The organism is Enterococcus asini ATCC 700915, from assembly GCF_000407365.1.
Classification (GTDB): domain Bacteria; phylum Bacillota; class Bacilli; order Lactobacillales; family Enterococcaceae; genus Enterococcus_C; species Enterococcus_C asini.
In genome coordinates this window covers 1,414,525-1,435,383 of record NZ_ASVU01000001.1, presented here as the reverse complement: position 1 = coordinate 1,435,383, position 20,859 = coordinate 1,414,525, and the positions used below count along the sequence as shown (strand labels likewise).

General features: G+C 46.3%; 18 protein-coding genes and 1 other annotated feature. Of the genes, 1 reads left to right on the top strand and 17 read right to left on the bottom strand.

The genetic code is table 11. From position 1 onward, the window contains the following. Nucleotides 1-249: 249 nt before the first annotated feature. The 14 genes from I579_RS06980 to I579_RS06915 all read right to left on the bottom strand — a co-directional run bounded on the left by I579_RS06980 (nucleotide 250) and on the right by I579_RS06915 (nucleotide 16,574). Nucleotides 250-450, bottom strand: coding sequence for a cold-shock protein (locus I579_RS06980; protein ID WP_010754310.1), 201 nt, complete (start codon nucleotides 448-450; stop codon nucleotides 250-252). 210 nt (nucleotides 451-660) lie between these two features. Beyond that, entirely contained in the window at nucleotides 661-1,350 is a 690-nt protein-coding gene (gene radC, locus I579_RS06975; protein WP_010754311.1) for a RadC family protein, read from the bottom strand. Between the two features lie 103 nt (nucleotides 1,351-1,453). Then, nucleotides 1,454-2,695: an ABC transporter permease subunit gene (locus tag I579_RS06970; RefSeq protein WP_010754312.1), complete on the bottom strand. Its 1,242-nt coding sequence runs from the start codon at nucleotides 2,693-2,695 to the stop codon at nucleotides 1,454-1,456. After that, entirely contained in the window at nucleotides 2,695-3,591 is an 897-nt protein-coding gene (locus tag I579_RS06965; protein ID WP_010754313.1) for an ATP-binding cassette domain-containing protein, read from the bottom strand. Before I579_RS06965 ends, I579_RS06970 begins: the two co-directional genes overlap by 1 nt. Further along, a complete protein-coding gene (locus I579_RS06960) occupies nucleotides 3,560-3,973 on the bottom strand; it encodes a GntR family transcriptional regulator (protein ID WP_010754314.1) in 414 nt (137 codons plus the stop codon). Before I579_RS06960 ends, I579_RS06965 begins: the two co-directional genes overlap by 32 nt. 207 nt (nucleotides 3,974-4,180) lie before the next feature. Beyond that, a complete protein-coding gene (locus tag I579_RS06955) occupies nucleotides 4,181-4,840 on the bottom strand; it encodes an HAD family hydrolase (protein WP_010754315.1) in 660 nt (219 codons plus the stop codon). Beyond that, nucleotides 4,833-6,161 carry a bifunctional folylpolyglutamate synthase/dihydrofolate synthase gene (locus I579_RS06950; protein WP_010754316.1) on the bottom strand — a complete coding sequence of 443 codons (1,329 nt, stop codon included), beginning with the start codon at nucleotides 6,159-6,161 and terminating at the stop codon, nucleotides 4,833-4,835. Before I579_RS06950 ends, I579_RS06955 begins: the two co-directional genes overlap by 8 nt. Nucleotides 6,162-6,424: 263 nt before the next feature. After that, the gene (locus I579_RS06945; RefSeq protein ID WP_010754317.1) at nucleotides 6,425-8,155 is read right to left on the bottom strand and encodes an ABC transporter permease/substrate binding protein; all 1,731 of its coding nucleotides are present in this window, start codon (nucleotides 8,153-8,155) and stop codon (nucleotides 6,425-6,427) included. Next, complete coding sequence (locus I579_RS06940; RefSeq protein ID WP_010754318.1) at nucleotides 8,148-9,353, bottom strand: quaternary amine ABC transporter ATP-binding protein; 1,206 nt, start codon at nucleotides 9,351-9,353, stop codon at nucleotides 8,148-8,150. The genes I579_RS06945 and I579_RS06940 overlap by 8 nt, the downstream gene beginning before the upstream one ends. A gap of 205 nt (nucleotides 9,354-9,558) precedes the next feature. After that, nucleotides 9,559-10,197: a GntR family transcriptional regulator gene (locus I579_RS06935; protein WP_010754319.1), complete on the bottom strand. Its 639-nt coding sequence runs from the start codon at nucleotides 10,195-10,197 to the stop codon at nucleotides 9,559-9,561. A 121-nt stretch (nucleotides 10,198-10,318) separates the two neighbouring features. After that, nucleotides 10,319-12,955: a valine--tRNA ligase gene (locus tag I579_RS06930; protein ID WP_010754320.1), complete on the bottom strand. Its 2,637-nt coding sequence runs from the start codon at nucleotides 12,953-12,955 to the stop codon at nucleotides 10,319-10,321. A gap of 47 nt (nucleotides 12,956-13,002) precedes the next feature. Continuing rightward, nucleotides 13,003-13,216: a binding site (T-box leader), on the bottom strand. 139 nt (nucleotides 13,217-13,355) lie between these two features. Next, nucleotides 13,356-14,021: a redox-sensing transcriptional repressor Rex gene (locus I579_RS06925; protein WP_010754321.1), complete on the bottom strand. Its 666-nt coding sequence runs from the start codon at nucleotides 14,019-14,021 to the stop codon at nucleotides 13,356-13,358. 171 nt (nucleotides 14,022-14,192) lie between these two features. Next, nucleotides 14,193-15,413: a tRNA uracil 4-sulfurtransferase ThiI gene (thiI, locus tag I579_RS06920; RefSeq protein WP_034810452.1), complete on the bottom strand. Its 1,221-nt coding sequence runs from the start codon at nucleotides 15,411-15,413 to the stop codon at nucleotides 14,193-14,195. Nucleotides 15,414-15,434: 21 nt separating this feature from the next. Then, nucleotides 15,435-16,574, bottom strand: coding sequence for a cysteine desulfurase family protein (locus I579_RS06915; protein ID WP_010754323.1), 1,140 nt, complete (start codon nucleotides 16,572-16,574; stop codon nucleotides 15,435-15,437). A 182-nt stretch (nucleotides 16,575-16,756) separates the two neighbouring features. Between I579_RS06915 and I579_RS06910 the strand changes: the two genes are divergently transcribed. Continuing rightward, a complete protein-coding gene (locus I579_RS06910; RefSeq protein ID WP_010754324.1) occupies nucleotides 16,757-17,380 on the top strand; it encodes a GyrI-like domain-containing protein in 624 nt (207 codons plus the stop codon). A gap of 35 nt (nucleotides 17,381-17,415) precedes the next feature. Here the strand turns inward: I579_RS06910 and I579_RS06905 are convergent, their stop codons facing one another. From I579_RS06905 to I579_RS06895, 3 genes are read right to left on the bottom strand one after another with little or no spacing between them, the layout of a single operon-like run. Continuing rightward, nucleotides 17,416-18,246 (bottom strand): ECF transporter S component, encoded by an 831-nt coding sequence (locus I579_RS06905; RefSeq protein ID WP_010754325.1) that lies wholly within the window; start codon nucleotides 18,244-18,246, stop codon nucleotides 17,416-17,418. Beyond that, the gene (locus tag I579_RS06900) at nucleotides 18,219-19,901 is read right to left on the bottom strand and encodes an ABC transporter ATP-binding protein (protein WP_010754326.1); all 1,683 of its coding nucleotides are present in this window, start codon (nucleotides 19,899-19,901) and stop codon (nucleotides 18,219-18,221) included. The genes I579_RS06905 and I579_RS06900 overlap by 28 nt, the downstream gene beginning before the upstream one ends. Beyond that, nucleotides 19,873-20,856, bottom strand: a complete 984-nt coding sequence (locus I579_RS06895; RefSeq protein ID WP_143139860.1) for an energy-coupling factor transporter transmembrane component T — start codon at nucleotides 20,854-20,856, stop codon at nucleotides 19,873-19,875. Before I579_RS06895 ends, I579_RS06900 begins: the two co-directional genes overlap by 29 nt. Between the last annotated feature and the right edge of the window lie 3 nt (nucleotides 20,857-20,859).

Sequence of the window (20,859 nt, the reverse complement as noted above, 5' to 3'; positions counted from 1 at the left end):
TTAACTGTTTTCCAACTATATCTAAATAAATCAATTAACTAGAAATATTACTCTAGTAAAAACAAAATAATTTATTATTAATTAAACCACTAACCTAATTCAGAAATATTTATAATTAACTAGCCAATTAATTTTGAAGTAATTACTCTTTTTTTAGTTAAAATTACCTTTTCACATGTATCAAAATTGTAAATTATAAACAAAAAAACCGATCCTCCAAAATGGAGAATCGGTACGTTTTCTAAGATATTAGTCTTTAGTAACGTTTACAGCTTGAGGGCCGCGGTCTGAATCTTCAACGTCGAAAGTCACTGCTTGACCTTCTTCTAAAGTTTTGAAACCTTCGCCTTGGATTGCTGAGAAGTGAACGAATACGTCGCTACCGTCTTCCCGTGAGATAAATCCGAAGCCTTTTTCTGCGTTGAACCATTTAACTGTTCCGTGTTCCATGTATAATACATCCTCTCTCGTGCGTCAGCACAATTCAAAATTTTGTAACGTTGCCTTGCATGCGATAGAGGTATAACTCGTTGTTAAGAACTTCTATGGAGCAAACAAAATTACAAGACCTATTGTACACATAGAAATTGAGAATTGCAAGCCTATTGCTTATTCTTTCTCTTTTCTTGTAGAGAAATGTTCGGATTAAATGACAAAGTCTCACGCTTGATCCCAAAAACCTTCCTCTCGCAGACTTAAATAACGACCGTGACCAATGATTAAATGATCCAATAATTCAATGCCCATTAACTCCCCACATTCGATTAAACGCCGGGTAAAAGCCAGATCATTGCCGGAGGGGGCAGGATTGCCACTAGGGTGATTGTGGACGACAATCATCCGGGCAGCAGAAACACGCAAGGCTCCTTTAAAGATTTCTCTGGGATGAGCGATACTTTGATTCAAAGACCCAATAAACAGTGTTTCTTTTTTGATGATTTCATTTTTAGTATTGAGGTACAAGCAAAGCAGATGTTCTTGTTGGTAGTCTTTTAACTCTTCCATAAGTTGGCCGGCCAACTCCACACTACTGCGAATGGCCCCCAGTTTTGGCTGAAAGGCTTTTTGAATGCGACTCCCTAGCTCAATCACCGTCAAGATTTCCAGCGCTTTGACCTCCCCTACTCCGGGAAACGTCAGCAGTTCCTCTTTTGTAGCGAATTTTAACTCATAGAGACTTGGGTAGCGGTGTAAGATTAGCGCCGCCAAGTCCATAACGTGGAGCTGCCCAGTACCTGTTCTAAGCAAGATAGCTAAGAGTTCTTGGTCGGATAAGGCCTGAGCCCCCTGGGTCAACAGGCGCTCTCTGGGACGGCTAGTGGCGGGGATACTCTCTGACAAGCGGGACATAAAAAGCCCTCCTTCGCGTTTTCGATTGAATTGCTTCAAAGGAAGATACGCGAAAGAGGACCAATTTCCCTAGTTCTTATTTTCACCCTAAAGGCTGGAGGGTTTATTTTTCGATCAACTTGGGATTGCTCTGTGCCCGCTTTTCTCTGAGCCATTTTGTCAAGGGACCAAAGAATAGCAATAAGGTGCTTACAGCTATGGCAACAACGAGCAAAAAGATACTCGTCCCTAGAGCTTCAGCGAAGGAGTAATCCCAACCTGTCTCCGGATCAAGCTGATCATAAATATAAGGACTCCAGACTCGAGCATAACCAAAAATAGCAAAAAGAGTCAGATACAAAACTGTCAAAGACCAGATTGGCCACCGGGATTCAGGATACAAGAGAAACTCCCCATCGTGCTCTAAACTCAAAGTTTGATACTTTCGATACGCCCAAAAAAGCAACAAGCCGCTTACTAGGAGTAACAGGACAGGCTCCGGCCAACTAAAAGGATCCTTCCTTAAATCAAAGGTATAAAGTCGCGGAAAGCCATTTCCATAAAAATAATTCAGGCGATCGGGTAAGTACTTGTGGTGCATCAAATAATAGATCAACTCACTCAGCCCCCCAAGCATATTCGGTAGCAGTTGCAAAGACCACAGGAAAAGGGCATACGCCACAGGACCAAAGACCAGATTTCCCAACATCACCCCACAAAAGCAACTAATCCCAAAGAAAAAGAAGCAAGTCACAAGTCCCATCAAACCGGAGGAAACCAATTGAACAAAGGAGATATTTAAATAAGGGTGAGGAATCCCCAGCCGTAACCCAATGCCGCTACCCAAAAGACCGAGGACAAAGGCCGCAAACAGTGGCACCGCTCCATAAAGCAATTTCCCTTTAAAAAGCTGTTTCCGGCTGACCCCTAAACTAAAGAGGAAGCGATTGAAACTGGTCTTTTGGTCCACAAAGAAGAGCAAAAAACCACAAAGCGCCACAATCACTGTTGCCACGATAAATGAGCTCCCCCCATAACGCATATAAGAAAGATCTGCCGGAATCAACTCTTCCGGTCCGACACTTGACGAAGAATCGTCCATAAAGAGATAGGATTCCTTTTCGATATATTCTTCTAAGGTGTATTCATTGACGATTTCATTGCCTTTTTTATCATAGTCATAATCCCCATAGGCCTTAGGATCCATCATGAATTCTTTTTTAAATTGCGCGCTATGGAGCCACTCGTGGTTACTGTGCCACGTGCGTACGATGGAGACAGTTTGTAGCGCAAAGACCCCTAAGATTACTAAGATAGCGGCTACCAGTGCCTTACCGTAGCGCTTGGTGTAAATCGCTTTTAGCATTAGACTTTTCCTCCTTGTGAGCCCATTTTTTCTTGGCGGAGATTGGCTTCAAACAAATCCTCTAAAGACAGTGGCAATTCTTCCATCACCACAGGCTCTAAGGCTTTTAGCTGGTCCGCTAATTCTGGGGTGTATTCCTCGAAGATCACCGTGACCACTCGCCCTTGAATGGACAAGAGTTTCGCTTGCTCCTTCACAAAGGCCGGCACACCTTTCCGGCGAAAGACTAATTGAAGCTTGCGAGCGTGTTCCCGCATTTGTTCTAAGGAATAATCCTTTACGATACTTTTTCCCTTTAAGAGAAGCACCCGATCGATGATACCTTCTAACTCCACCAGATTATGCGAAGCAATCATGATGCTACAGTTTTCATGAGTGGCTAAATGATCCAGTAAAAGAGCGATGACCTTCTTGCGCACAATCACGTCTAAGCCGTCAAAAGGCTCGTCTAGCAAAAGGTAGTTCGCCTCAGAGGAAATGGCCAAGATCATCTGATACAGCCCTTGCATCCCCTTAGACAGCCGCCGATAGCTCATGCGTTGGTGGAATTCATTTTCTTTGAGCAAAGCCAAGTAACGATCTTGATCGAACTTAGGATACGCCAAACGGTAAAACTCGTTGATTTTCTTCAAAGAATAATACTTCAAAAAATTGTCCAATTCATCGATATAAAACAACTGTGTTTTTTGCTCCACGGCTTTTGCAAGATCCATCCCTGCGATGGTCACTTCCCCGCCGTCTAGTAAGTAATGCCCGGCCAAAGTGCGAAACAAGGTGGTCTTCCCAGAGCCATTGCGTCCGACTAGCCCGACGATTTCCTGAGGGTTCAAAGAAAAATTGATTTCCTCGAGAATCGCCTGTCCATCAATCGTTTTTTGTAGGTTGTTGACTTTCATCTTGACTTCCTCCCAATTCACTGAAGTTTTCTGCGAGCCACTTCATTAGCTCCTCTTGGCTGACGCGTAAATGGGCCGCTTCCACCACTAGCGCCGACAGCTGCTCTTTTAAATGACGAATTCGCAACTCGTCTCGGGGTAAATCCTCTTCTTTTTTGACGAAGGTCCCCTTGCCTCGAATGGTTACTAGCACTTGCTCATTTTCCAGAATTTTGTAAGCCTTACTGACGGTATTAGGATTCATCAAGAGCTCTTTGGCCAACTCCCGTACCGAGGGCAAGCGATCCCCGGGACGCAAAATCCCGTGAAAAATATCGGCTTTAATACTGAGCATCAACTGCTCGTAGTATGGTTTGCTGGAGCTTTTGTCAATGGCAACCATAGTCTGCTCCTCTCTCTTCTTTTTCCAGAAGTGTTCTACGTGTACTATTATACATAGTACACTAGTTAGAAACAAGCTTTTCTTCAGAAAGCGAAAAACTCTTTTCCCACTTCACCATGCATTGGTAAAGTGAGTCGAAAAAAGAAGTTCTGACTGCCTGCTCACGCAAGCTATCAGAACTTCTTTAGTAGACAATTTAATTCGTGATTACGCCTTAGCTAAAAATTCTTTGACCTGATGCAAATCCGGTAAGACGGCCAAGGTTTTTTCCGCCAATTCAGTGTCGGGTTCCAATAAATCAGGAACCATGATTACGGGAATTTCTGCAGCAATGGCCGCTTTCACCCCATTGGCCGAGTCTTCTAGAACCAAAAGTTCATGGGGTGACAATTGCAACAAATCCGCCGCCGCTAAAAAGATTGCCGGGTCTGGCTTTGCCCGATGGACATCCTCCGCCGAAACAACCACGGGGAAGTCTTGGGTAAGATCCGCTTGGGCTAAAAGTCGTTCAATCTCCGGGCGATTGTTACTGGAAGCTAGAATCCGTTGAATCCCTTGTGCTTCCAAATAATGCAGTAATTCTGCCACACCGGGTTTGGTTGCCACCAGACCGGCGTCGAACATTTCTTTGGTATAGGCATAGGAGCGGCGGATAAATTCCGTCACGGTTTCTTCCCCATAGTCTTTATCGTAGTCACTATGGGCCACTTGCACGTATTCTTCATCAGAAATCCCCAAGTAGCGCAAGTAATCCTCCTTGCCAAAGGTGATTTGCAATTCATCGGCAGCCCGTTGCGTAGCTTGATACACCAAAGTCTCCGTATCAAAAATCAAGCCGTCCATGTCAAAAATTACCCCTTTAATCATCTTCGCTATCTCCTCCCATTTCTAATAATAACTTCCGCACATCGGAAACAAAGTACAAGGACCCGGTAACCAGTAAAAGCTCATCCGGACCACTCATTTTCTCTAAGATTTCTCCTAAGCCAAACTGCCACAAGGATACCACGGTAATCCGATCTTCCGAGACATCCGAGAAATTGTCATCTAATTTTATCGCCTTTGGATAATCAAAGGTCGTCACGTAAATCCGAGCGTTAGGGATTTTCAACAAGGCCGAGAGCATCCCCGGCACGTCTTTTGTGGACAAAGCGGAAAACAAAATATGGATCTGATAATCCTTGAATTCCTTCTTCATGGTTTCCACTAAGCGTTCGATGGCATGGTCGTTGTGGGCCCCGTCCAGTAAAATCAGCGGCTCTTCACTTAAACGCTCCATGCGGCCGGGCCAGTGGACTTGTTTTAGCCCTTGACGCACCACTTTAGGCGCAAAAGGCAAGCCTTTTATTTGGCAAAACTGATAGAAAAGCTCCACGGCCACGCCGGCATTTTCCGACTGATGCCGCCCGATTAAAGAAGTCTGCAAGTCGCTGAGCTTGCCGGCTTCGTTTTGGAACGTAAAGACTTCTCCCCATTCCTCGTGGGGATGGCGATAGGTCACTTGGTATTCTTCTCCAAAGCGGAATATAGGCGCTTGGTTTTGGTGAGCGACACTTTCGATGACCGCCAGTGCATCACTGGCAATCTTCCCGGTAACCACCGGGACTTGAGGTTTGATAATGCCAGCTTTTTGAGCGGCAATTTTCTCCAAAGTATCCCCTAAAATGTCCGTGTGATCCAGACCGATGGTGGTAATGCCGCAAAGTAAGGGCTGAACCACATTGGTAGAGTCCAATAACCCGCCTAGGCCGACTTCGATAATCGCCACATCCACGGCTTGCTCCCGGAAATAATCCAAGGCCATAGCGGTTAAAGTTTCAAACTCCGTGATACCTTTTACCGCTTCATCTTCGTCCAACTGGGCTACTAAAGGCTGGTATTTTTCCACCAAGGCGACTAAGGCCTCATCAGAAATCGGTTGTCCGTCAATGGCGATCCGCTCATTGAAACTTTCAATGTAAGGAGAAGTATAGGTCCCCACGATCAGCCCGGTTTCCTTGATCATTTCCATTAAATAATTCACCGTGGAGCCTTTGCCGTTGGTCCCGGCAATGTGAATCGTCGGGACGCTTGCCTCGGGATGATCCACCAATGCTAATAAGGCTTGGACACGCTCCAAGCCTGGCCGGGTACCAAAAGGTAAGCGACTGTGAATCCATTCAATCGCAGAAGTAATTTTCGTTTTCATGTTGCACCTCATTTGCCATTTACTCTTACAACTCCACGCTTTTAAGACGGCTCAGCTAGGAAACCTTGCTATGCTCGTAGCTTGGCGCAAGTCTATTAGCCTGAGTTGTTTGTCTCTTTTAAGCTCGTATCCCCATTATAGCAAAAAGACCAAAAGAATAACGGCCTCTCGTTTACTTTTTGCGATTTTAGACATCGACAAAAAAGAGACACGCCGCGGGTAACAGCATGTCCCTCATTAAAAAAATTTGCTCCACGTGTTGGCTAGTCTACCCAAGCGGCAACTTCTTCCGGATTGCTAGCAATCCAGTCTTTTGCAGCTTGTTGCGGAGTTTTGCCTTCTGTGATGGCTAGCATGACACTTTCCATGTCTGCTTGCTCCCAATGAAAGGCGTCTAAAATCCGATAAGCTTCTGGCAAATCTTCTTTTAGTCCTTTACGAACCATAGTGTGGATGCTTTCAGAACCACCCATGGTTCCTTTAGGATCGTCCAAGTATTTCAAGTCATACTTAGCGAACATCCAGTGCGGGGACCAGCCCGTAATCACAATCGGTTCTTCATTTTTGATGGCTTTGTCTAAAGCGACGGTCATAGCGCCCGAAGAAGCAGAGGCCACTTGCCAATCTGCCAAATTCCCATAAGCTTGTTGGGTAGCTTCCGCAGCTTTCATCACTCCAGCTCCAGGTTCGATGCCTGTGATGGTCTGATCTGCTTCTTGCCCTAATTCAGCGATCGAATCCACATCCATGTAACTCGGAACGACTAAGCCTAATTTGGCCCCTTTTAAATTGTCTCCCAAATCAGTTAATTGATCTTTGTATTTTTGATACTGGGCTTCATGGGTCGTTGGTAGCCAAGCCGCAACCATACCATCGGTTTCACCGTTGGCCACCGATTGCCACATAACCGTCATGTCTAACGGTGTCAACTCGACATCATAGCCTTCAGAACGCAAAACTTCCGCGACCACATTGGTTGATGCGATTTCCGTATCCCATTCCACGTAAGCTAGATGAACTTTGCCTTTTGCACTACTTTGACCGGCTCCCAAGGTTGCAGCGGCAATTAAGGCTAGTACCGCCACTCCGGAGATTACCGTAGCAACTTTGCCCTTTTTACTTTTCAATAAGGAAGCTCTTTTTTGCTTGGCTTTTTTCGGCGCGTTTAATTTCTGCGTGAAGCGATCAATAATAATCGCTAAAATAACCAACGCTAGACCATTGACAAAGCCGTTCCCCACTTGGGCTTGTTGCAAGGCTGACAAGACGCCGCGACCTAGACCGGGAGCCCCAATCATCGAAGCCGTAACCACCATGGACAAGGCCAACATCATGGTTTGGTTAATCCCCGCCATAATCGTGCTTTTCGCTAAAGGTAATTCTAGTTTGAATAGTTTTTGACGACCGGTACCACCAAAAGAATCCGAAGCCTCCACTAACTCTTTAGGAATTTGCCGAATGCCTAAGTTCGTCATACGAACCGTGGGCGGTAAAGCAAAGATTACCGAGGCAAAGACCCCCGGAACCATCCCAATCCCAAAGAAAGCCACGGCTGGAATCAAATAAACAAAAGCCGGCATGGTCTGCATGAAATCCAGTAACGGCGCAATCAAGGCATTTCCTCGATCGCTTTTCGCCATTAAAATCCCCAAAGGAATCCCGATTACCACCGATAAAACACTAGCCAACAAGACTAAGGTAACGGTGTTCATCAAGTCTGTCCACAAACCTTGATTATAGATAAACAGCAACCCGAAAAAGGTCAAAAGGCCTAAACCCGGTTTCTTTTTGCCTAAGAAAAAGGCCGCAAAGGTTAATGCCACAATCCAGACAAGTGCTGGAATAAACAATAAAAAGTTGGTCACTCCGTCCATGACCCCTTGGCCGATAGACTGAATAAAAGAAAAGAGCCCGGCAAAGGTCTGAGTGAGCCAGTCTGTAAAGCTTTCCACCCAATCAGCTACTGGGATTGCTTGTTGTAAGAAATTAGTCAATGTGTGTTCCCTCCTCGTTTCGATCTGATTGGGACAACGCCTCGATTACGCTGCCACGAATAACGACACCTTTTAGCTTATCGCTCTCGTCCACGACGGCTAATGGAGCCTCGGCATCTTTGATTACTTCAAAAATATCGGTGACGAGCATCTCTTCGGGAATCTTTTTGACGTTTTTGTCGATGACCGTTTTCAAATCCAGCCCATCCCGACGAGCTTCCAAAGCCTTCAATGCGGTTAAGCTGCCCTTTAGCTGTCTTTTCTTATCCACAGCTAACAACATGCTGACGCCTTCTTTACGCATCCGATTCAAGGCCACATTCGGTCCATCCGCTTCGATATTCATCGTAATCGCCGGTTCCATAATATTTTTCGCCGTTAAAACTTTGGAACGATCCACGTCTTCCACAAAGTCCCGGACATATTGATTCGCCGGATTGGTTAAGATTTCTTCCCCTGTGCCGATTTGCATAACTTGACCGTCTTTCATCAAGGCGATGCGATCGCCAATCCGCAGTGCTTCGTTCAAATCATGGGTAATAAAGATAATCGTTTTTTTCACGTTTTCTTGTAAGTCCAACAGTTCATCTTGCATTTCTCGGCGAATCAACGGATCCAGCGCCGAAAATGCCTCATCCATCAAGAGTACTTCTGGATCGTTGGCTAACGCCCGGGCTAGTCCCACACGTTGCTGCATCCCCCCAGAAAGCTGGTCAGGGTATTGATCTTTAAATGACAACAAACCAGAATTATCCAAGGCCTGCTCTGCTTTCAAGCGTCTTTCCTCTTTGGAAACGCCCCGTAGTTCTAAACCTAACTCAGTATTCTCCAAAATCGTCCGGTGCGGGAAAAGGGCAAAACTTTGAAAGACCATATTGATCTTATGCCGGCGAACTTCTTGCAACTCTTCTTTGCCCATTTTGGCGATGTCGACACCATCAATGTAAATTTCCCCACTGGTAGGATCGATCAAACGGTTCAAAAGGCGAATCAAAGTCGATTTCCCTGAACCAGACAACCCCATAATCACAAAGATTTCCCCTTCTTCTACTTCAAAACTGGCATCATAAACTCCCACGGTCGCCCCAGTTTTTTTAAGAATTTCGGTTTTCGACTTATCTTCTGCCATCATGCCTAAAGCTTGTTGTTGCTTCTTACCAAAAACTTTTGTTAAGTGTTCTACTTTTACTTTTGCCATTTGTCTCACTCCTTTAGTATTTTCTGATAATATTCATGGATTCTTTCATTTTTTCGCAACAAAACCGCTTCGTTGCTTGACTTGAAAAAACTGACCACGCAACTGTATCATCGTGTGGTCAGTTTGTCAAAAAAGCAAGAAGCTGAAAACAAGCGTAATCGTTTCCAGCTTCTTGCTACTAGGCTTCCGTTTGCTTAAGCTTTTCTTAATCTTTGTCGCTGCGAGGATAAAAGAAATGTTCCATTCGTTGAAAAACGAGCTCTTCCCCGACAAAAAAGACCGTTTCCCCGACTTCAAATTTCGCATAGGGACCAGGAGAAAGCAACAAGCGATCGTCATGCTGCAAAGCTACTACCGTTGCACCTGTTTCCTGCCAAATATTTAACTCCCCGATTGACTCATTTAAGTGACGGGCATTTTTGTCTAGTTTAATTTCATAAGGTAAAAAGGGCGCCGTCTGTTTAGTTCGTTTCGTATGGTTCACCAAGGTATCCAAAAGAGCAGAAAAGTTCTCCAACTCTTGCTGCTGACGCTCCACGCTTTGTAAAATATCTTGTTTAATCTCTTGAATTGAGCTGACATCGTGGTATTGCGCCAAAAAAGCTTGAGCCTTCTCTCGGGAAGCTACGTAAGCGCCACTCCCATGGCGGACTTCCATGATGCCTAAATCCACCAACACATTGATTGCTTTACGGGCTGTTTCCGGTGACACATTAAAATTACTCGCCAAAGTCGAGCGCGCATGGAGCTTTTCTCCCTCATGATAACGATTGTCGACGATTCGTTGTGCCAATTCAACAGCAATCTGTTGGTAACGAGGAACTGTTAATTTTTTCCCAGTCATCTCATTTCCTCCCTGACTAATGATATCCTTACTTTCCCACGAAACGATAAAAAGAACAAGTAAAAACGAAGAGAACTTGGGGTTCCAGGTTCTCTTCGTTTTATTTTTGTAGAAAGGCAGCTTAGATTGACTGCAACTGTTCAATCCGTTCGGCTACCGCTTTGTGTTTTTCCAAGTAGTCTTTTTCTTTGGCCCGTTCTTGGTCAACGAGTTCTGCTGGGGCATTGGCCACGAAGCGTTCGTTGGCAAGCTTGCCTTGAACCCGGTCGACTTCTTTTTGCCACTTGGTCAATTCTTTTTCCAAGCGGGTGATTTCGGCCTTGATATCGATTAAGCCAGCCAATGGCAAGTAAATCGTCGCGCCAGTTAAGACTGCGGACATGGCCAAATCAGGAGCTTTCACCTCTGGGGAGATCACCAATTCTTGTGGATTACAGAAGCGTTCGATGTAGCTTTGGTTTTCGATCAAGAAGCGATCGATCACTTCGTCGCTAGTTTGAATCAACAGGGTGATTGGTTTAGACAATGGGGTATTCACCTCAGAACGGATATTACGCACCGCACGAATCAGTTCAATCAAGCTGGCCATGCCTTTTTCCGCTGTTTGGTCGGCGAATTCCGGATGAACCACTGGATACTCTGCCACTACTAGAGAAGTCCCCACATGTGGCAATTTGCTCCAAATTTCTTCGGTGACAAATGGCATGATTGGATGCAAGAGACGCAAAATTTGATCCAAGGTGTACACCAAGATGCTCTTATTGGTTGCTTGGGCTGGGCTAGCATCACCGTAAAGGGTCTCTTTACTCATTTCGATGTACCAGTCACAGAAATCATCCCAGATAAAGTTATACAATTGACGGCCGGCTTCCCCGAATTCGAAGCGGTCGAAAAGTTCCGTAACTTTTGCCACAGTTTCGTTCAAACGGCTTAAAATCCAGCGGTCTGCCACGGATTTTTCCCCGGTGATATCGATATCTGCTGCACTCATGTCTTCTACGTTCATCAAAACAAAACGAGAGGCGTTCCAAATCTTATTGATAAAGTTCCAAGCAGCGTCCATTTTTTCGTAGCTGAAACGCAAGTCTTGGCCTGGAGCAGAACCGTTGGATAAGAACCAGCGCAAGGCGTCGGCACCGTATTTGTCAATGACATCCATTGGGTCGATCCCGTTCCCTAGGGATTTACTCATCTTACGGCCTTGTTCGTCTCGAATCAAGCCATGAATCAACACGTTGTTAAATGGTCGTTCCCCAGTGAATTCCAAACTTTGGAAGATCATTCGGCTCACCCAGAAGAAGATGATGTCGTAGCCGGTAACCAGCGTATTCGTTGGGAAGTAATGTTGGTAATCCGGTGCACTTTCATCCGGCCAACCCATGGTCGAAAATGGCCACAATGCCGAACTGAACCACGTATCCAAAACGTCAGGGTCTTGTTCCCAGTTTTCGCTGTCGGCTGGGGCTTCCATGCCTACGTAAAGTTCTCCCGTCGTTTTGTGGTACCAAGCCGGAATCCGGTGGCCCCACCACAATTGCCGAGAGATTACCCAGTCGTGGACATTTTCCATCCAACGCAAGAAGGTTTGGTCAAAGCGTGGTGGGAAGAATTCTACGGCATTGTCGGTTTGCTGATTGTCGATGGCTTTTTGGGCCAATGGTGCCATGCGCACGAACCACTGAGTAGACAAACGAGGTTCCACTACGACACCGGTACGTTCCGAATGACCAACACTGTGGGTCATTTTTTCGATTTTCAGCAAGCGTCCGATTTCTTCCAAGTCTTTGACGATCATTTTACGAGCGGCAAAGCGATCCATTCCGGCGTATTTACCGGCTAAGTCGTTCATGGTGCCGTCGTCATTCATCACATTAACTCGAGGAAGATCGTGGCGATTGCCTACTTCAAAGTCATTAGGGTCATGGGCTGGGGTAATTTTTACAACCCCGGTTCCAAATTCCATATCTACATATTCATCGGCAATGACAGGGATTTCCTTGTCCACTAGTGGCAAGATTACCTTTTTCCCGATTAAATGAGCATAGCGGGCGTCTTCCGGGTGAACCGCCACGGCAGTATCTCCCAACATGGTTTCCGGCCGTGTCGTGGCGATTTCCACTTCCCCAGTGCCGTCAGCCAATGGATATGTTAAGTGATAAAAGGCCCCTTCCACGTCTTTGTGAATTACTTCGATATCGGACAAAGCGGTGCGGGCTTTTGGATCCCAGTTGATGATGTATTCGCCCCGGTAGATTAAGTCTTTTTCGTATAAGGTTACGAAGACTTTCCGAACGGCTTCGGACAAGCCATCATCCAAGGTGAAACGTTCCCGGCTGTAATCCAAGGACAAGCCCATTTTGGCCCATTGTTCCTTGATGTGGTCTGCGTATTCCCCTTTCCACGCCCAAACTTGGTCGATGAATTTTTCCCGACCTAAGTCGTAGCGGGAAATGCCTTCTTCCCGGAGTTTTTCTTCTACTTTCGCTTGGGTGGCGATCCCTGCATGGTCCATCCCCGGCAACCACAAAGTGTCGTAGCCTTGCATGCGTTTTTGGCGAATCAGCATGTCTTGTAAGGTGGTGTCCCAAGCATGGCCCAGGTGCAATTTCCCTGTAACGTTTGGCGGTGGAATCACGATGGAATAAGGTTTGGCCTCTGGATTGCCATTAGGTTTAAACAACTCTTGATCCAGCCAGTTTTGATAACGGCCGGCTTCGACTTCATTGGGATTGTACTTTGTAGATAAGTTTTCAGTCATTTGGTCTCCTCCTTTTTGAATACAAAAAAAAGCACCCTAAGAATCACTCTTAGGGCGCTTTGAAACGCGGTACCACCTAAGTTGCAGGAAAACTCCTGCCCCTTTCTGCGTACGGTAACGGGTACGAAACGGCTGACCCTACTTGCTTTCAGGTCAATGACTCCCAAGCTACCTTCGCTGCCTTAGGTAAGGATGTTCCAGCCTTGCATCCTCTCTCTTTTCCCTTAGGTCCCAGCTACTCCTCTTGTTCTACGTCTTGGTTCATTCTACAATGGAAATTTCTGAAAGTCAAACGAGGAAAAAAGATTTTAAAGACGGATTGCGAGCAGTTTGCCTAGCACTACTAGCTCCTGTTCTTTTTCAAGCACGCCAGCGATTACAGCGACTTTTCGCACCCCTTTTAGCCCAGGCGTTCTGCCAATTTCTTTTGATAATTTTCATCGAAGAAAATCAAGGTTTGCAATTCTGTGGTCAAATCGATGTATTGAACGTGAACGTTATTGGGCACATCCACCCGGTCTGGGGCGAAGTTTAAAATCGCCGTGATGCCCGCATCCACGATCTGATCCACCGCGCTTTGAGAGTATTGGGAAGGCACAGTGGAAATCGCCACGGTACTGCCTAAATCCGCCACCACTTGCTTCAACTCACTCATGGGATGGACGTAGTGGCCGTCGATTTTTTGGCCGTAAACTGCGGGGTCACTATCAAAAACCGCCGTGATATTCAAGTTGTTATTGCGGCGGAAGTTGTTTTTCGCCAAGGCTTTTCCTAAATTACCAAAACCCACCAAAACAATGCGCTTTTCTTCATCTGTATTCAAAATCTCATTGAAGACTTCGATTAAATAGGCCACGTCATAACCATAGCCGCTGCGGCCCAACTCCCCTAGATGGGAGAAATCCCGGCGAATGGTCGCCGAAGGAACTTGGGTCAGCTCACTGAATTCTTTGGACTTAATCCGGGTGACCCCGGAATCTTGGAGCATATTCAGATAACGTAGATATAAAGGCAAGCGCTTAGCCGTGGCCTTTGGTACGTTTTTTAAATGCAATTCATCAACCATAAGAGGCTCCTTTGTTCGTTTTTTCACATAGTTAGTGTATCACGCAGTTGCCAATCATGCAATAGTTTTCCCCAGGGATGCTTTTTGTGAAAAGTCCGCAGAAACCTTGCCAGAGCAACAAAAAGACCGCCGGCGCCTACTATGAGGTTTTAGCGGTCTAGGGATTACAAATTATAATAGATCGGCAAATTCGGCTTCTTGTTGGCTGTTTTGTCCCGGTGTGATTTCCGAGATTTTTAAACCGGCCAAAGAGCGGGCAATCATGCCGTCAATATCCAGCCGTTCTTCGTAATACTGCACTTTTTCCAGATTTGGCCGCGTCTTCGGTTGCGGTGGTGCAAAAATCGTACAGCAGTCTTCAAAAGGTTGAATCGCCAATTCAAAAGTATCGATGTCTTGAGCGATGTCGATGATTTCCAACTTATCCATGGTCACCACCGGACGAATAATCGGTGTGGCGGTGACTTCATTAATGGCCACCATGGATTGTAAGGTTTGAGACGCCACTTGCCCTAAGGATTCCCCATTAATAATCACAAGGCCCCGACGCATTTCCCGGATTAAGTCCGTCAAGCGCAACATCATCCGCCGGGTAATGGTCATCCAGTACCCTTGAGGCACGTGTTTTTTGATTTCTTCTTGGACTTCCGTAAAGGGTACTTCGATAAATTGAATCTTGCCCACATAAGGAGTCAGTTTTTCTGTCAGGTCCTTGGCTTTTTGCAAGGCTTGTTCACTGGTGTATGGCGGCGAAGCAAAATGCACCGCTTCGATTTCCACTCCTCGTTTCATGGCTAAGTAGCCGGCCACTGGTGAGTCGATTCCCCCTGAGAGCATCAACATCCCCCGGCCACTGGTACCCACAGGCAAGCCCCCGGCCCCTTGAATGGTTTCATAGGACAGATACGCGCCATTTTGTCGGATTTCCACTCGCAGGTTGATATCCGGGCGTTTCATTTGTGCTTTAATCCCAGGTAGGACTTGAAAGACTGCGGAACCTAACGTTTGGTTCAACTCGTCTGAAGTTTGCACGAATTCGTGGTCACTGCGTTTTGCGGTGATTTTGAAGGTTTCACTGCCGGTGTAGATTTTTTGCATCAAGGCTTGCACCGTGGCAATAATCACGTCCAAATCTTTTTCTACCCGAATGCTGGGGGAAAAGTTTTGAATGCCAAAGACCTTGGTCAAGCGTTCCATTACCGGTTTGCTGTCTGTACCATTCAAGTACAGGTGCATCCGGTCCCGGTCCCCTTTGACGGTCACTGCGGGAAAGGCCGCCAAAGCGCCTTTTACATTTTCTGCCAAACGCATGATAAAGCTACGGCGGTTCTTGCCTTTAGTGGAAAGTTCCCCGTAACGCACCATGATTTCGGTATAATCTAAGTTCATCATGAACCTGCTCCTTTAATTTGTTTAGATTTTCGCAAATTTTTCCGCTAATTGCCGGAAGATAATCAAAAATTGTTCCACTTCTGCCATGGTATTGCCCTCGTCTAGGGAAATCCGCACGGCTGAAGTCGCCAAAGCCTCCGGTACGTGCATGGCACCTAGTGTGGAGCTGGCAGTCTTACTGCGACTGGAACAAGCGCTCGTGGTGGAGGTGTAAATCTGCTTTTGTTCCAAGGCGTGAACCATGACTTCCCCCCGAATCCCCCGAAAGCCAAAGGTCAAAATGTGGGGAGCGAAGTTTTCCGTGCCACTAAACAAAGTGACGGCGGGATTGCTGGCCAAGGCTTCTTGTAAGTAAGTCTTCAAGGTTGCCACATGATTTGGTCGTTCTGCTTGTTTCATCAACGCTAAGCGCAACGCTTTTGCCATGGCTACAATCCCCGGCACATTTTCCGTGCCACTGCGGCGATTGTCCTCTTGGCCCCCACCACTTAACAGAGGGGTCAGCTTACGGCCTTCCTTCCAGTAGATGAAGCCCACGCCTCTGGGCCCGTGGAATTTATGAGCAGAAAAGGTTGCAAAATCCACCCGCTCCGTCAGCCATTTTTCTTGAGGAACTTTGGCAATGGCCTGCACCGCATCCACATGAAAGTGAATCTTCGGATGATTGGCTAAGACTTCCGAAATGGCTTCAATGGGTTGAATCGCACCAATTTCGTTGTTGACCGCCATAACGGAGACTAAGATGGTTTCTTTTTTGATCAATTTTTCTAAAGCCGCTACATCTACAAAGCCTTTTTGGTCCACAGGCGCGATGGAGATTTCAAAGCCCAGTGCTTCTAGCTCTAAAGCCGCTTCTCGCACGGCAGGGTGTTCCACGGCGGAGATGATCAAGTGCTTGCCGTATTGTTGTTTTGCCAAGGCGGTACCCTTAATCACCCAGTTGTCCCCTTCCGTTCCCCCGGAGGTAAACCAGATTTCCTGACTGCCCACTTTTAAGAGCTCAGCGATTTGTTTTCTGGCTTGTTGCAACAAACGATTGGCTTGATTGCCTAAATCATGCAAACTGGCCGGATTGCCAATAATCCGTTGGCTGGTCTTCACGTAAGCATCCAGCGCTTGGGGATGAATCGGGGTCGTGGCACTATTATCAAAGTAAATCATTTTTTATCCCTTCTTCTACTATATGTAAACCCACCTGGGGCGAAAAAATTCTTTCTCATTATATACGTTGTTTTGTCTGCAAGCAAGAAAAGCCGGCCACCTTCCACTAATCCTAAACAGCAAAAATGGTATAATAAAGCCAATATTCCGGATTAGTTTCCGGATGATTAGGAGGGATTCATTTGAAATACGAATGGCGCAAACATGACCCATACAAAGCCAAAACCAAACCCGAATACGTGGAAGTCTCCACGCAACAATACTTAATGATTGCCGGCGCCGGTGATCCTAATGAACCGGACTTTTCCGAACACGTAGGAGCGCTCTATTCCTTGGCTTATCCACTGAAAATGAACTTCAAAAAATTCGCCCAGACCATAGATTGGCAAGCCCAATATCCTTACGAAGACTACACCGTCTTCCCCTTAGAAGGCCTTTGGAGTACTACCAATCCAGAGGACTTAACCGATAAGGCTTCTTTTACTTATCAAATCATGCTGCGACAACCAGATTTTATCACCCAAGAATGGTTTGCTGCGGCCATAGCACAAGCCAAAGCAAAAAAACCTCACCCTTACTTGGATGAGGTACGCCTCGTGGAAATAACGGATGGCCCCGCAGTCCAAATTCTCCACAAAGGCCCGTTTGACACGGAGCCTGCTAGTTTTGCCAAACTGGATCAGCTGTGCCAAGATTTAGGTCTTACTCGCCGCGGCTACCATCACCGGGAAATTTACCTTACTGATGTGCGGAAAACCGCCCCGGAAAAAGCCAAGACGATTTTGCGGTATTTTGTGGAAAAGTAACCACTTAGCAGCACACTGGCCCTGTCTCTCAAAAACTAGATTAACCCATACTTCTTTTTAATGCGCGATAACTTTTCAAGAAAAGGTTTTGCCAAGACGCCTAAAAAAATCGCCGTGGACAAAGCGTGAACTAAGTCCATGGGAGCCCCGGAGATAAAAATCGCCACCAGCGCTTTGATATCAAGCGTGGCAGAATACATCAGCAAAGAAGCGGGATTCATAATCAAGCCGTAGATGAAAAAGATACTAAAAAAGCCAAAGGTGCATAACGACCAGCGATTCGTTTTCAGCCAGCCAAGCCGATAAAAGACCCCTGCCACAAACCCAATCATACCAAGGGCGAACATCTGCCACGGAGTCCAAGGCCCTTGGCTAAAGAAGATATTGGAAACCAAAGCAGTCATACAGCCCACTAAAAAACCGGCCTCCCCGCCAAAAGCCACTCCACTAATAATCACAATCGCCGCCACCGGCTTAAACTGAGGTAGCATGAAAAAAGCCCCTCGACTGGCCACCCCAATCGCCACCAACACGGCAATGACGATTAACTCCCGGGCTTGGGGCTTGCGGTCTTCAAAAATCATGAAAAAAGGCAACATGGCCAGCAGCAACAACAGCAAACTAATCACTAAATAATGGCGATTGCCCAGGCGTAGTCCAAAATAAATCACGGCAGGAACCAATAAAACTAAGAGTACCAAAGCGCTTTTCGTACGCCGGCTAATCCCTGGGCGCACCACTGGACCTTGCCAACTATCCCAAGCCTCTGCCTCGGTGTCCTTTTCAAAGGTCGCCGGGGTCTTTTTGTTTGCACTGGGCACATCTTGATAGAAATCATTTAAGAAATTTCTTGTGTTTTGAGACATTCAATCACATCCTTCACGGTCACAGCATCAGGGAAATACGTCCGTGCCATGCGGTTGGCCGCTGTGGTATAAAAACTATTGCCAGCAAAAAAGTCCTGAGCGCTTTTACTGGAAACCACATTGCCATTAAAGAATAGGCCACAACTATCGGCAAATTCTGCCACAAACTCTACGTCATGAGAGACCATTAAAATCGTCACTCCTTGGGCTTTTAATTGGCACAAAATCTCCCCTAATTGCCGCTTATAAAAATCATCCAAGCCCTTGGTCGGCTCGTCTAATAACAAAATCTGAGGTCGCATTAATAAAACCTTAGCCAGTGCCAAGCGCTGTTGCTCTCCACCACTTAAATCATAAGGATGCCGCTGAACCAAATGGATTAGCTGGGTCAACTCGACGATTCCCTGGACCGCTTGTTCTTTTTGCATCTGGGCTTGATACGCCGCGCTTTTTTTCTCCTTAGGCCCATCGATGACTTCGTAAAGATCCTCCAAAACCGTCTTTTTCACAAATAAACTTTGGGGATTTTGGGGCAAGACGCCTAAAAAATTACGGTAAAGTTCTTGCTCACTGTATTTTCTCAAAGGACGTCCCCCTAGTTTAATCTTCCCCCGATAAGGCTGGCGAATGCGGCTGATTAATGACAAACTGGTACTTTTTCCCGTACCGTTGCCCCCCACAATGGCGAAAAATTCTCCCTTGGCAACTTGTAAAGATAGCCCTTTAATCACATCCGCCTCGGAGCGGTCATAGCGAAACCAAACATCTTTTAGCTCAATCATCGCTTCCGTGATCTTTCGCGGCTGTTCTACCTGTTTTGCTAAAGGTGTTAAGGACAAATTCGTTAACCAATTACGTCCTTCTCTCACGGTTAAAGGCAATTGGTCTGGGGTAAACTGAGCCGCGATTTGCATAGGGGCTGGCATAGCAACGAATAAATCCCCTTGGCTTTTTTGCAACTGCTGACCGATTTCTCTCGGGCTAGCTGCTGCGATGAGTTTCCCTTGATCCATTAGTAAAACTTGATCGGCCATGGGCAAAACATCTTGCAAGCGATGCTCCGTCAGTAAGATCGTGGTCCCAATCTCCCGGTTGATTTTTTGCAAGGTTTCTAAAAAATCGCTAGCAGCAATCGGGTCTAACTGGGACGTGGGTTCGTCCAAAATCAACAGTTGGGGATGCAACACCATAACACTGGCCAAATTGAGCAGCTGCTTTTGCCCCCCGGAAAGCTCCTTGACGTCTTTTTCAAACCAATGCTGGATGCCAAAATAAGAAGCCATCTCCGCCACTCTCAGGCGAATCGTCGGGGTGTCATAGCCGAGACTCTCCAAGCCAAAAGCCAACTCGTGCCAGACTTTATCCGTGACGATTTGATTGTCCGGATTTTGCAAGACAAAGCCGATTTGACTGGCTTCTTGTCGCAGGGCTAACTGGTTTAACGGTTGATCTGCGAAAAAGATTTCCCCACTGACTTGCCCATGAGGCGCCAAGACCGGTTTGAACTGGCGCAAAAGCGTGGTTTTGCCACTGCCACTTTTGCCGAATAACACATTGAAACTCCCGGGAAAAAGCGTTAAAGACACGTCTTGTAAGGCAGGCTGATCTGTTTCGGGATAAGAAAAATTAAAGTTTTGCATCGTCACGAGTGCCATCACAAGGACCTCCAGTTGAAAAATAATAAGGAACAGTTGCCTGGGTATTTGCTTGGCGCAACAAGCGGCGCCAGCGGTAATCATCGTAGAGGCCTAAAAACAAAGGCAAATTTGCCAAGAGGAAAAAGGCCACAAAGCCCGCCCCACTGCCTAGGGTCAAAGGCCAACCTTTGATCATGATTTGGGGATTGTAACTCGTGTAAAGAGCACCACTAGCCCAACTTAATAGAAAGATACTTCCCGTAACTCCTAGCCAGATAAGTAACACTACGTCTCTTTTGTCAAAGCGATAAGGAGCAAACGCCGTGCGCCCTTTTAGCCCATAGCCCCGCGCTTTCATAGAGTCAGCCGTGTCAATGGCATTTTCCAAAGACCAGGTAATCATAATGGAAAAAGTCGTCAGCGCGTACTTGATCTTCTGCCACAAGCGACCATTCTCCATATCTCGGCCGATGCTCTTTTGCCCTTGGCGCACCAGTTGCAACTGACTTTGAAACTTCGGCACAAAACGAAAGACCATGGAAAGAATCAACGAACTGGCGGGGATGATTTTGCCAAAGAGGTAAATAAACTTATCACTGGTCATCACCAAATTATACGTACTAAACCACGTGAGGCTGACCCCTAAAACCACGGCTAAAGACAGGCCGTATAAGATAGCCTCCAAGGTCACGGCATTGCCATTTTCCAAATAAAGCAACGGTGTCACCCCGTAGTGATTAAAGGCTGGATTAACAATAGCGACCACCAACATCCCCGGCAATAAAAACTTCACCAGTAAACTGAAAGTCCCCCGCCAACCTTTAAGGCGAACGCCATAGGCCAAGCCACTGATCAAAGATAGCCCTAAGATTACCGGATGTAAGCAAAACATACTAATGCCAATCACTAAACCATAATAGAGAAAATTAATCATTGGATGGGCCTGTATGAAGGCGTCATTTTTTTTATCCATCTT

Coding starts and splice junctions, on each gene's coding strand:
- I579_RS06900 (WP_010754326.1), bottom strand. CDS start 19,901: ATGGCACTCGTGACGATGCAAAACTTTAATTTTTCTTATCCCGAAACA.
- I579_RS06940 (WP_010754318.1), bottom strand. CDS start 9,353: ATGGCAAAAGTAAAAGTAGAACACTTAACAAAAGTTTTTGGTAAGAAG.
- I579_RS06980 (WP_010754310.1), bottom strand. CDS start 450: ATGGAACACGGAACAGTTAAATGGTTCAACGCAGAAAAAGGCTTCGGA.
- I579_RS06960 (WP_010754314.1), bottom strand. CDS start 3,973: ATGGTTGCCATTGACAAAAGCTCCAGCAAACCATACTACGAGCAGTTG.
- radC (WP_010754311.1), bottom strand. CDS start 1,350: ATGTCCCGCTTGTCAGAGAGTATCCCCGCCACTAGCCGTCCCAGAGAG.
- thiI (WP_034810452.1), bottom strand. CDS start 15,413: ATGATGAACTTAGATTATACCGAAATCATGGTGCGTTACGGGGAACTT.
- I579_RS06930 (WP_010754320.1), bottom strand. CDS start 12,955: ATGACTGAAAACTTATCTACAAAGTACAATCCCAATGAAGTCGAAGCC.
- I579_RS06970 (WP_010754312.1), bottom strand. CDS start 2,695: ATGCTAAAAGCGATTTACACCAAGCGCTACGGTAAGGCACTGGTAGCC.
- I579_RS06895 (WP_143139860.1), bottom strand. CDS start 20,856: ATGGATAAAAAAAATGACGCCTTCATACAGGCCCATCCAATGATTAAT.
- I579_RS06915 (WP_010754323.1), bottom strand. CDS start 16,574: ATGATTTACTTTGATAATAGTGCCACGACCCCGATTCATCCCCAAGCG.
- I579_RS06955 (WP_010754315.1), bottom strand. CDS start 4,840: ATGATTAAAGGGGTAATTTTTGACATGGACGGCTTGATTTTTGATACG.
- I579_RS06965 (WP_010754313.1), bottom strand. CDS start 3,591: ATGAAAGTCAACAACCTACAAAAAACGATTGATGGACAGGCGATTCTC.
- I579_RS06935 (WP_010754319.1), bottom strand. CDS start 10,197: ATGACTGGGAAAAAATTAACAGTTCCTCGTTACCAACAGATTGCTGTT.
- I579_RS06925 (WP_010754321.1), bottom strand. CDS start 14,021: ATGGTTGATGAATTGCATTTAAAAAACGTACCAAAGGCCACGGCTAAG.
- I579_RS06905 (WP_010754325.1), bottom strand. CDS start 18,246: ATGTCTCAAAACACAAGAAATTTCTTAAATGATTTCTATCAAGATGTG.
- I579_RS06950 (WP_010754316.1), bottom strand. CDS start 6,161: ATGAAAACGAAAATTACTTCTGCGATTGAATGGATTCACAGTCGCTTA.